This is a genomic window from Gottfriedia sp. NPDC058432 (assembly GCF_042721555.1).
Taxonomy (GTDB): Bacteria; Bacillota; Bacilli; order Bacillales; family Bacillaceae_G; genus Gottfriedia.
Window position 1 is genome coordinate 15,956 of sequence record NZ_JBHXLC010000040.1, and the last position, 11,745, is coordinate 27,700.

Annotated in this window: 14 protein-coding genes and 1 pseudogene; 1 reads left to right on the plus strand and 14 read right to left on the minus strand. The window is 32.7% G+C overall.

From position 1 onward, the window contains the following. Positions 1-275: 275 nt before the first annotated feature. The 12 genes and pseudogenes from ACFWM3_RS23815 to ACFWM3_RS23870 all read right to left on the minus strand — a co-directional run bounded on the left by ACFWM3_RS23815 (position 276) and on the right by ACFWM3_RS23870 (position 9,316). Positions 276-791, minus strand: a pseudogene (locus ACFWM3_RS23815) (SMI1/KNR4 family protein). An 89-nt stretch (positions 792-880) separates the two neighbouring features. Beyond that, complete coding sequence (locus ACFWM3_RS23820; protein WP_390313179.1) at positions 881-1,132, minus strand: hypothetical protein; 252 nt, start codon at positions 1,130-1,132, stop codon at positions 881-883. 15 nt (positions 1,133-1,147) lie between these two features. Then, positions 1,148-1,315: a hypothetical protein gene (locus ACFWM3_RS23825; RefSeq protein ID WP_390313181.1), complete on the minus strand. Its 168-nt coding sequence runs from the start codon at positions 1,313-1,315 to the stop codon at positions 1,148-1,150. 75 nt (positions 1,316-1,390) lie between these two features. After that, positions 1,391-1,612 carry a hypothetical protein gene (locus ACFWM3_RS23830; RefSeq protein ID WP_390313183.1) on the minus strand — a complete coding sequence of 74 codons (222 nt, stop codon included), beginning with the start codon at positions 1,610-1,612 and terminating at the stop codon, positions 1,391-1,393. Positions 1,613-1,651: 39 nt separating this feature from the next. Continuing rightward, entirely contained in the window at positions 1,652-2,221 is a 570-nt protein-coding gene (locus tag ACFWM3_RS23835; protein WP_390313185.1) for a dihydrofolate reductase family protein, read from the minus strand. A gap of 245 nt (positions 2,222-2,466) precedes the next feature. Beyond that, positions 2,467-2,610 (minus strand): hypothetical protein, encoded by a 144-nt coding sequence (locus ACFWM3_RS23840; RefSeq protein WP_390313187.1) that lies wholly within the window; start codon positions 2,608-2,610, stop codon positions 2,467-2,469. A 94-nt stretch (positions 2,611-2,704) separates the two neighbouring features. Then, the gene (hutG, locus tag ACFWM3_RS23845) at positions 2,705-3,664 is read right to left on the minus strand and encodes a formimidoylglutamase (protein WP_056477290.1); all 960 of its coding nucleotides are present in this window, start codon (positions 3,662-3,664) and stop codon (positions 2,705-2,707) included. Next, positions 3,645-4,868: an imidazolonepropionase gene (gene hutI / locus ACFWM3_RS23850; protein ID WP_390313192.1), complete on the minus strand. Its 1,224-nt coding sequence runs from the start codon at positions 4,866-4,868 to the stop codon at positions 3,645-3,647. Before hutI ends, hutG begins: the two co-directional genes overlap by 20 nt. A 54-nt stretch (positions 4,869-4,922) precedes the next feature. Beyond that, entirely contained in the window at positions 4,923-6,581 is a 1,659-nt protein-coding gene (hutU, locus tag ACFWM3_RS23855; protein WP_056477287.1) for a urocanate hydratase, read from the minus strand. Between the two features lie 17 nt (positions 6,582-6,598). Then, positions 6,599-8,107: a histidine ammonia-lyase gene (hutH, locus tag ACFWM3_RS23860; protein ID WP_387366946.1), complete on the minus strand. Its 1,509-nt coding sequence runs from the start codon at positions 8,105-8,107 to the stop codon at positions 6,599-6,601. Between the two features lie 107 nt (positions 8,108-8,214). Then, complete coding sequence (gene hutP / locus ACFWM3_RS23865; protein WP_025671549.1) at positions 8,215-8,646, minus strand: histidine utilization transcription antiterminator HutP; 432 nt, start codon at positions 8,644-8,646, stop codon at positions 8,215-8,217. 235 nt (positions 8,647-8,881) lie between these two features. Beyond that, positions 8,882-9,316 (minus strand): VOC family protein, encoded by a 435-nt coding sequence (locus ACFWM3_RS23870; protein WP_056477281.1) that lies wholly within the window; start codon positions 9,314-9,316, stop codon positions 8,882-8,884. Between the two features lie 314 nt (positions 9,317-9,630). On the opposite strand from ACFWM3_RS23870, the gene ACFWM3_RS23875 reads away from it, so the two are divergent. Then, positions 9,631-10,581, plus strand: coding sequence for a glycine-rich domain-containing protein (locus ACFWM3_RS23875; RefSeq protein ID WP_390313189.1), 951 nt, complete (start codon positions 9,631-9,633; stop codon positions 10,579-10,581). Positions 10,582-10,687: 106 nt separating this feature from the next. On the opposite strand, the gene ACFWM3_RS23880 is transcribed toward ACFWM3_RS23875, so the two are convergent. Next, the gene (locus ACFWM3_RS23880) at positions 10,688-11,095 is read right to left on the minus strand and encodes a phosphate-starvation-inducible protein PsiE (RefSeq protein ID WP_056477276.1); all 408 of its coding nucleotides are present in this window, start codon (positions 11,093-11,095) and stop codon (positions 10,688-10,690) included. Between the two features lie 86 nt (positions 11,096-11,181). Further along, a complete protein-coding gene (locus tag ACFWM3_RS23885; protein ID WP_056477273.1) occupies positions 11,182-11,526 on the minus strand; it encodes a Na-translocating system protein MpsC family protein in 345 nt (114 codons plus the stop codon). Positions 11,527-11,745 lie beyond the last annotated feature (219 nt).

The following is an 11,745-nucleotide window of genomic DNA, read 5'->3' on the forward strand; positions in this document are numbered from 1 at the left end:
GCTTTTCTAATTATATATGCTATTTTGCAAAGTGTCCCTATTTTACTCCTAAAATTAAAAACAATTATAATAGCAAAGCAATTCGTTCTTAATTTCCCTCTGTATTTTTATTGTTTTTAAGTTTTTCTAAGTAAAAGAGCAGTAAATAACAGTGTAAATCTATTCCTACTTCAGTGAGACAAATAAAAATTATGAACTGGTTATCTACATTGCTAATTAAAATACTAAAAAATAAAAACGTAAGTATATTACTGTCGTTTTATAATAAGTTAATTTTAATAATCAATTTCTCCCCAATTATTTTTCAAATTTTCATTTGATTTTTTAAGTAAATCTGTAAAATTATCTGCAACAAAATATACAAAGTCAGGGTTATGTATATACGAGATTATTTGCCCTTCAGTTCCTTTGTTTGTAGGGTTAAAGTTAAGAATTAAATATAATTCTCCGTCAGCTAAGGTTGCGAAAGGTATTCATTTTTTATTCTTTAAATAAGGTTTAATTCTCTTATCTAAATTATTAATTTCATCTTCTTCGTAATAATCACTCATTAATTCATGATCACTAAAGTAAGCTTCTTTTTCATCTATCATTTCATCTAATGAAAACAAATAAAAAGGTTCAATATTATCATTTTCACACTTAGGATATAAAATATGAAAATGGTAACCACTTCCGTTTTTGTACTGATAGAATTCCCGAAAATCTTTTGGTAAGGTTATCCCATATTTCGCTTCAATTTTGTCTATTTCTTCATTAGATACACCTTTAATCAACTTAAAATATTCCATATCTTCTTTTTTTCTTCATCACACATGAATTTTCACCTCATTTGAAGAGAGCGTTAAATCAAACTAAATACTGTTTAGTTGAATATAGGTCAAACATACCACGCATCTTCAGTGAATTCATTCCACTTCAATTTAAAACTTTTCGCCTTGAGTTTAATGCTACAAAAATGATGTGTTTTCCCATCAGAGCCAAACATTTCATATACGAAATCTTGATCAACATGTAGTTGCTTAAACTCTAAAAATTCCATCTCATCCAAGTCTAAAAGTTGGACTTCTTTTTCCTTATCATCATCTAAATAGATAATTGCTTCACTCATTTTTACATTATAGAAAGTCAATTTACATTGATCTGTTCATTTCGCTACTTTATAAGGATTTAGAGGATGATCTTTAGAGATATAAATAAACTCAAAATAAATAGTAACAATATCTTTTTCTATTTTTATATCTTCAACAATACAATCGTGAAAATCTAAGTAATCAAAATAATCGTTTGTTGTTTGATATTTCCATGGGTTCATACTCAATCCTCCTTATCTTTAACGAACTACTAGCTTTAGCTGAATAATAACATTGTATTATTAAGTATTTTAGAACTAGTCCCAATGATTAAATAAAACTTCACCTATTCTATTAGGTTTCCAGTAAGCCATTTGATTTAATTCTGCACTATTCAATTCATTCTCACTTTTTAATAAGAGTGGTTCATTCAGTTCCTTTTTACTCAATACTATATAAAATGGACTAAACTCTTCTTTTAGATGAGAAACTTCTATAAAATTAATTTCTCCAAAATTAACAGCTGAAGGAAAGTTCAAAACTACTTTATATACCCAAATATAATCCTCTTAAGAAACTTATTCTTCTTTCAAATGATAAGTTACCTGCACAACTCCAGAAGAAAACGTTCTTGTATTCATCATGTTTAAATTCTTTCTCTGTTTTATTTCAACAAACAAAGGTTTTCCTTCACCCAATATAACTGGATGAATTGATAATCTAATTTCATCTACTAGCCCTAGATTTAAAAATGATGTAATAAGGCTTGAACCTCCATACAACCAGATGTTTTTGCCGGGCCTTTCCTTTAATTTATTTACTTCTTCAATTATATTTTCATTTATAAATGTTGCATTATTTTCATCATTTGATTGAGTTCTGGAAAACACATATTTTTCCTTGCTATGTACTAAATTCCACATTTCTTTATCAGATTCAGAGTCGTCTATACTTGGAATATAATTCCCCCACAAATCATAGCTTTTTCGACCATATAAAATAGTATCTATTTGATTCAAGAAATTTGTGAATTCCATTTCAGGATCCATTATGCACCAATCAACTTCTCCATTTTTCCCTTCTATCAAACCATCTAATGTAACTGCTAAATCCAAAATTATTTTTCTTTGTTTTATGCTATTTTCCAAAACTGTTCCTCCTACTTTCTTTTATACATTTTTTTATTTTTGAAACTCTCGCCGAATATTTGTTCTTATTTTGATTATAACAAGCAAACTTGGTGCCATCAAATATCGATATATTGGATTAAAAGAACAAAAAACATCATGATTTGCTTTTTTAGAACATGTATTCTATGTTTATTTGCAGTTTTGAAATTTTCATTTGCACTGTTCACAATTTTAATTGTAGTTTTGTTATTTTTAATTGCACTTTAACCAATATTAATTGCAGTTTCTATATTTTTATTTGTACTTCGACTTTTATTTGCTGCTAGGGAGCTCTCAATTGCACTTCGACCCTTATTTGCACCTAACAAGCTCTTATTTGCACTATTACCAAATTTAATTGCAGCCACACATCTCTTATTTACACTTTTACAAATTTTATGAACACACCCGCCCGAACAAAACAAAAAACCCGTAAACAAAGAAGTTTACGAGTTTCTCATTTTACTTATTTAACAGTTTAACCTTCTCAACAAGAAAGTTTAAGATAACATGTGCTGCGATTCTGCTTGTCATGTCACGGAAATCGATTGTTGGGTCAAGCTCAACAATATCCATTCCAGTAACTTTTGGATGTGATGCTAGATAACAGATACCATCTAATAGAGTTTGACTGTCCATTCCTCCAGGTCCAATTGCTGGGCAACCAGGAGCAAATGCTTGGTCTAGTACGTCCATATCTAGGCTAATGTAAATTGCATCTACTTTGTCTACTAAATGGTTGATGCTCTCTTTAATAATTTTTGAGATACCTAATTCGCGAACATCACGCATTGAGTAGATTGTTACACCGTTATTTACACCGAATTCAGTGTATGGAGCACTATTTGAAAAATTTCGGATTCCAATTTGAACTAAATGTTCACCTTTTAGAATGCCTTCGTCAATCAAGCTACGGAAAGGTGTACCGTTTGAACGTCCACCATCTTCAGTATTTCTTAAGTCATGATGAGCATCAAATTGGATAACTCCTACTGTTCCTCGTTCTTTTGCAAAAGCTGAAATGCTTGGAAAACTAATTCCGTGATCCCCACCTAAAATGATTGGCATCGTTTCTTTATATTGACCTAGCAATTCAGAGATTGTAGATCTAATACGATTTCTTGACTCTTCAAAATCAGTCACATGCATCGTAATATCACCAAAATCAGTTACATTGAAATCCTTTAAATCAATTTGGTCTTCGATATGATAAGTACTGTAGCTACTTAGCATTTTTCGAATTGAAGCAGGTGCAAAGCTTGCGCCTGAATGACTAATTGATGTTTTAGACAATGGTACACCGATAATTGAGAAATTGGATGCTTCTGTTCCATTCCATGCAGAGATGATTTCATTTGCTTTTGTTACTTTTGAATCAATGAAATTTGCATCTCCTGCTTTTTTAAGATGTGATAGCGACATCGTGTTCACCCCTACTTACTACTAATTTACCATTCTTAAATACTGATTCTACATGATTTACACCAAAATGGTAAGGTACATAAGTATAGTTTGGTACATTCCAAATAACGACATCTGCCTTACGTCCAATTTTTAGCTTACCAGCTTGGTCTCCACGATTAATCGCGTGTGATGAGTTAATCGTAACGGCATTCCAAATTTCTTCAGGCGTCATTTTTAATTTAAGCATTGCAATTGTCATGATTAATTGTAAATTTTCAGTCGGGCAACTTCCTGGGTTGAAATCAGTTGCTAATGAAACTGCTACGTTATTTTCAATCATCGCTCTTGCAGGTGCAAATTCTGGTTTATTCAAATAGAAAGTAGTTCCCGGTAAAATGACACCGATTGTATTGCTCTTACCAAGCATTTCTACACCTTTTTCAGATGCTCCACATAGATGATCAGCGGAAATAGCGCCAATTTCAGCTGCCATTTCAGTACCACCTAGAGGATCGATTTCATCGGCATGAATTTTAACATTAAAGCCTTGTTCTTTTGCTTTTAGTAAAAATCCTCTTGATTGTTCTACTGAAAATACACCAGTTTCAGCGAATACATCTACAAATTCAGCAAGTTCTTCCTCTTTAATAACATCTAATAAAGATAGCATTTTTTCTAAGAAAGCTTCTTCATTTCCCTTATACTCCTTAGGTATTGCATGCGCACCTAAGAAAGTTGAAACTAAATCAATATCATGCTCAGCTTGTAATTCTTTAGCAACTCGAAGTTGTTTTAATTCAGTTTCTTCATCAAGTCCATAACCACTTTTTGCTTCAACTGTTGTTACACCGAATGAAAGCATTCTGTTTAGGTGATGAATTGTTTTCTTTTTTAAATCCTCATGTGAAGCTAATTTAGTTTGACCTACAGTAGAATGGATCCCGCCACCCATTTCTAATATTTCTAAATAAGAAGCACCTTGTAATTTCAAACTAACTTCATGCTCACGTGATCCTCCAAAGACCACGTGAGTATGAGGGTCAACTAATCCTGGAGTGACTAGTTTTCCCTGGCAATCAATTACTTCTTTTGCATCAATTTTCTGTTCGTTCATTTGACCGATATAAATAATTTCCCCATCTTTCCATGCAATTTCTGCATTTTCTAGTACAGGTAGATTACTCATGTCTTTTCCATGAATTGGACCATTACCATGATCCATCGTTAATAATTGACCAATATTTGTTAATAGAATATCTGCTTTCAATTCTAACACCTACTTCATCATTGGGATGTTTACGCCTTTTGCTTTTGCAGTTTCAACAGCTAAATCATAACCTGCATCAACGTGACGAACTACACCCATTCCTGGATCTGAAGTTAATACTCTTTCGATACGTTTTGCAGCTGCATCCGTACCGTCAGCAACGATTACCATACCAGCATGTAAAGAATAACCCATACCTACTCCACCACCGTGGTGTACACTTACCCAGCTTGCGCCATTTACACCATTAATAAGTGCATTTAGGATTGGCCAGTCAGCTACTGCGTCACTACCATCTTTCATGCTTTCTGTTTCACGATTTGGAGATGCTACTGAACCACAATCTAAATGGTCACGACCGATTACGATTGGCGCTTTTAATTCACCATTTTTAACCATTTCGTTAATGATTTTACCGAATTTAGCACGCTCACCGTAGCCTAACCAACAAATACGTGATGGTAGACCTTGGAATGCAACCTTTTCACGAGCCATACGGATCCAGTTACATAAATGCTCGTTATCAGCAAATTCACGTAAAATAACTTCGTCTGTTTTGTAAATATCTTCTGGATCACCAGAAAGTGCTACCCAACGGAAAGGACCTTTACCTTCACAAAATAATGGACGAATAAATGCAGGTACGAAACCAGGGAAATCAAATGCATTTTTAACGCCTTCATCTAAAGCAACTTGACGAATGTTGTTACCGTAATCAAACGCAAGAGCGCCACGTTGTTGCATCGCTAAAATTGCTTCAACATGAACTGCCATACTATGTTTTGCACGTTTAATTACTTCATCTGGATTTTGGGCACGAAGTTTCTTTCCTTCTTCCATAGACATTCCGATCGGTAAATAACCATTTAATGGATCATGTGCAGAAGTTTGGTCAGTAATTAAATCTGGTACAAAATTACGTTCAACTAATTGAGGTAAAATTTCAGCAGCATTACCTACTAATCCGATTGCTAAAGCTCTTCCTTCGTTTTTAGCTTCAGTAGCAAGTTGTAATGCTTCCTCTAAATCGTGTGTTAACACGTCACAATATCTAGTGTCAATACGACGTTGAATTCTAGTTTCGTCAACATCAATACCGATTACAACTCCACCATTCATTGTTACAGCTAGAGGTTGAGCTCCACCCATACCGCCAAGTCCTGCTGTAATTGTAATTGTACCTTTTAAGCTACCACCGAAATGTTGTTTAGCAGCTTCTCCAAATGTTTCATAAGTACCTTGTAAAATACCTTGAGTACCGATGTAAATCCAACTACCAGCAGTCATTTGACCATACATCATTAAGCCTTTTTCATCTAATTCACGGAAGTGTTCCCAAGTTGCCCATTTTGGAACTAAGTTTGAGTTTGCTAGTAAAACTCGTGGTGCATCTTCATGAGATTTGAATACTGCAACTGGTTTACCTGATTGAACTAATAATGTTTCATCGCTCTCTAATTTCTTTAATGATTCAATAATTGCATCAAAACTCTCCCAGTTTCTTGCAGCTTTACCGATTCCACCGTATACAACTAAATCTTCTGGTCTTTCTGCAACTTCTTCGTCTAAGTTGTTTAATAACATACGAAGTGCTGCTTCTTGAACCCAACCTTTAGTGTTTAATTCAGTACCTCTTGGCGCTTTTAAAGATCCTTTTGTGATTTCCATTTTAATACCACCTCTTCTTATATTTGTGTTTGTTTTGTATAGTTTTTTGCTATGAAATTTTCTTTTAAATAAGTTGTTAATTTTTCAATGTCTTTTGAGAATACGCGATCTCTAGTAATTGATGGAACTGTTTTACGAGCATCTTCCATAAACTTTCTAGTTGTCTCAGACATTTTGTCAATTCCTTTATATTCAACACCTTGCATTGCACAAATACATTCGATTGCTAAAACTCTTCTAGCGTTTTGTAGAATTTGGTAAGCATGACGTGCACCGATTGTCCCCATACTTACATGGTCTTCTTGGTTAGCTGAAGAAGGAATTGAGTCAACACTTGCTGGATGTGCTAATGTTTTATTTTCAGAAACTAAAGCAGCCGCAACGTATTGCATAATCATTGCACCAGATTGTAATCCTGGTTCTGGACTTAAAAATGGTGGTAAATCATTTAATTGTGGGTTAACTAAACGTTCAATACGTCTTTCAGAAATATTTGCTAACTCAGCAACACCTAATTTAAAGAAGTCCATTGCAAATGCGATTGGTTGACCATGGAAATTTCCACCAGAGAATACATCATCTCCGAATAATAATGGATTATCAGTAGCTGCATTCATTTCGATTTCTAACTTCTCTTTTGCATAGTTCAGTACTTGCCAGCTTGCTCCATGAACTTGAGGAATACATCTTAATGTATAAGCATCTTGAACTCGGATTTCACCTTGTCTAGTCGTTAATTGACTAGTTGCTAAAATATTGCGGTAACGTTCTGCTACTTCAATTTGTTCTTTATATCCACGAGCAATATGAATTCTTTCATCAAAAACATCTGTAATGCCGTTTAATGCTTCAAATGTAATAGAAGAAATCAATTCACTTTGATAAGCTAATTCTTCACCTTCAAGATAAGTAAGAATGCCCATTGCTGTCATTGCTTGTGTACCATTAATTAAAGCTAAACCTTCTTTAGCTTCTAGAGTAATTGGTAAAATTCCTTCTTTAGCTAAAGCTTCTGCTGTTTCCATACGTTTTCCTTTATAGAAAACTTCACCTTCACCAAGTAAAACTAAAGCTAAGTGAGATAAAGGAGCTAAATCTCCGCTTGCACCTAATGATCCTTGAGATGGGATAACTGGGTGAATTTGAGCATTAATTAATGAAAGTAATTTTTCAACTACTACTAAACGTACACCAGAGTGACCTTTTAACATTGTATTTGCACGAAGTACTAACATCGCTCTTGAAACTAATTCAGGGAACGGTTCACCAACTCCACATGCATGAGAAGCTATTAAGTTATATTGAAGTGTTGAAACATTTTCTTTTTCAATTAATACATCACTAAATTTTCCGAAACCTGTTGTGATACCATAAACGACTTTGCCATTATTTACGATTTCTTCAACCTTTTCTCTACATGCTTTTACCGCTACTAAGCTATCTTCACTCGCTTTTACATACGCCATTTCGAATAAAATACTTTTCATTTGTTCCATTGTTAAGCTATTACCAGTTAAAGTTACCATTAAAAAACACCTCCGAATTTTGTCAAAAAAAACACAGAAAGAGGCTATGAGACGTAAATAGTAACTTACGAATCATAGCCCCCTATCATCTAATAAACTATGGGCAATTATATGTGATTAATGCCGAGTCCTGCTGATTCATGCTCCGATCCTTTAATAGGAGCACCAATCGTTCCGTATAGTGCAACTGCAATCCAGTCACCCTCGTTTACGTTTTTATAAGGTTTACCTCTAACAACAGCAAATCTAAGTCCTACTGTTCTAAGAACATCACCTAATTGAACATGACCTCTTGTTACGCCTTGAATCGCTTCAAGTGTTGCATGATATAATGAATGAACTTCTCTATATAGAGCTCCATTGATTACACCATTTTGTTTGGCAGCGGTTTCAATCGCAGCAACGACCTTTTGAGCATCCATTGTGCCGACCTTACCTACACACCATACAACGTTTTCATTTTTCATTAATTCTTCTTCTTGATCAGTCAAAGCAAGCATCATAGCTGTTCGACCTATTCGTTGACTTTGCTCTGCCATATCGCTAATACCTCTTACTTACTTTCTCTAATAAACTAGTATCTGATTACATTATATGCCAACAATTAGTAAACTTCAATATTTTCAGATTATTATTTTTAAAAAATATTTTTTTATTAAAACTTGTAGGAATATTCAAAATATTTATCGATAAATTATTATTTAAGAAAACTTGTCCATTTGTCATCTTTTAATAACTTGTTGAATAACAGAAAAAGGAATAATTCGCCGATTGTTAAGATCTTTTTCTTAACACTAGCTGCCAAGTAACGCCAAAACAATCAGTAACCCATGTAACCTTACTAAAATCATTCATTTCTACTGGCCCCATAAGTACTTTCCCATCAACCTTTAATCCGCCAAAAATTAAATCAAACTCCGCATCGTCATTGCATTCTAAGTAAAATGAAACAGCCCAAGTAAATTCAGGACAATGTTCTTTTTCCATATCCAATACCATAAAAGACTGTCCTAAAATTTCAATAATGCCATTTAGAATTTTCCCTTCAACACCTCGGTCATCTTTCGTATATCTTCGAAGAGAAACGAGTTTTGAATTCGGAAAAGTACGAACATAATAATTCATTGCTTCCTCCGCATTCCCACTAAACGTAAGAAATGGAGTAATCCTTTGCCCTGATACAACCGGTATTACTTGTTCTTGTGTCATCTTTGAAACCCTCCAACAAATTGTAATTACCTCGTTTTAGAACTAAAAAAACAAACCAATTCTAGTTCATTAATTCTACTTGATATTTCCCCTTTAAAAATGTAAATATCAGATAGATTGTACCATATTTTTACACAGCAAAAAACTTCGCAGTTAATTGAATAAATACGTAGTAAATAATGTGGATGTGCATATTATTATTGGTTTATCCAATTGCCTATTCGATCTCTAAGTTTTCCTTATCTTAACAATTTTCTTCTTTTGTTTATTTTTTAATTATATAATTGTAATACAATAAATAAAAGGAGGTTTATATGAAAAAAATTTTCGGAAGATTTTTAAAAAAGAAAATAAAAAATGATAATGCATTTTATAACAATCTTTACAATCAGTTTAATACAAACGACTTAAAAGTAAATTCTAACTTCGTTAATTTATCGTTCGTTTCTAGACTAGAAAACGCATGGAAAATGGATTTCCTAGCTAATGTTAAAGAAAGAATTATTGAAAAAGAAGGTTGGAGCAAAGAAAAATATTCCTTTATTGAAAGTGAATTAAAGCGCTTTTTCTTAATGGCTGCAATCTTTGAAAACGTACCAATGTATAGTCAAGAAGTTGATAAAATCTGGCACGAAATGATTTTATTTACGAAAAGTTATCATAACTTCTGCAAGGCTTTTTGTGGTGAAATGATACACCATGAACCAAATATTCATAAAGATGATGTAACTATAACCGATCGAAGCGATGCTAGGGCTGTTTACAATTTGTTATATAATACTTTGTTTGAAACGACATCTGTAAATACCAATGTCTTAGGAAGTTTAGTTGTTAATTATAAAAATACTAAAGTTCAAGAATATTTATCGAGCAAAACAATTCAAACAAAAAGTTTCGTTTCACATTTAAACTCACATACTAAAAATAATTTTTTAAACGAGTTTGCTAGAATTCAAAAAAATTTAGTAGAAAAAGAAAATGAAGAAGCAAGAACAAAAGACCAATCACAAAAATCTTACCCAAATTCATCTAAACGTCCATCTTCTAGCAAAAAATCAGATGATGGCCATATTAACTCAACATTTTTAGCTACAAATTCATTTTTTGCATTAAATGAAAGTTCAAATGATTGTTCAAGCAAGAATGATAGTCATCATCATAACTCGCACTCTTCATGCTCTAGTTCATCACATTCTTCATGTTCTAGTGGTTCTCACTCTTCGTGTTCTAGTTCGAGTTGTTCAAGTTCTGGTTGTTCAAGTTAATCTATGGATATTGTCGTCAAAGTATAATTAAATTAACTCAACCTTAAGGTTGGGTTAAACTGCTTTATTTTTAGTAAAAATTTTTCTGCTACTTTATAGGGACAATTTAACCATTTCTCGATTCCCCAAAAGGTAAAATAATATAACTAATTGTTAGTACTAAAATAATAATTGCTAACCAAAGATTATGGGCCGATTCTCCATTTACAATAATAAAACGAATAGTCGCTGTAATCCCGATATATAGAAGATAGCGTATTGGAAAATGATAATTTTCTTTGAAATATTGAACAATAATTGATATAAATCCAAAATATAAGAAAAATATTAAAACTTTGCTAAAAATCTGATGAACATTTTTATTTCCTAATAAAATATCGTTAAAAATATAATAAAGTTCTCTAAAAAGGAAATACGCAAGAATCAAACTCAGTAAAAATAAAGATATATTTAATAAAGTTTGATAAAGCTTGATCAGCATTTTTCGGTTTTTAAACCAACTCGTTCCAAACATTTGTCTCCTCCATTTTTTCCCCTATAAAAAGATTCTTTATTTGATTTTGTTGACATAAAAGTTTAACATTAAGCATTTTCGCTTCTCTATACAATGTTTCGATCAAATACAAAAACTGAAATGCCTATATTTTCTTCAACTTTCATATCTGAAAATAGATGGACTAATTTTGCGCCAACAAGTTCTTCTAAACCTTCTGGAGGGTTATTTAAGTACAATTCTTGAATCATTTTTGTTCGTGCAGTATGAACCATTTCTGCCCCATTCATTGTTCCGGAAATAAATTTTTCAGTTGGTGTCAAATTACCATATAATGTTGAAACGGCCATGTTTTCAACAAACACTGTATGAATCCGCTCCGGACCCTTTCCAAACAAATCTTTCCGAAGTTTTCTCATCATATCATTAAATTCATGTATTTTTTTTGACATTACTTATTCGCCTCAATTTCAATTTTTTAAATGTTATTACATATCTTTGCACTGTACCCTTTAACCTATTTACACAGACTGAGAAATATTGTCTAAGTTTCGATCACATTTCCCACAAATTCACTTCACTTCCTACCTTTTAGAAAAAAAAAATTCCACCAGGAAGACAATTAGCCCATTCAGAGGCTTTCTGTCATCTTGGTGGAATAGTTAATTAGC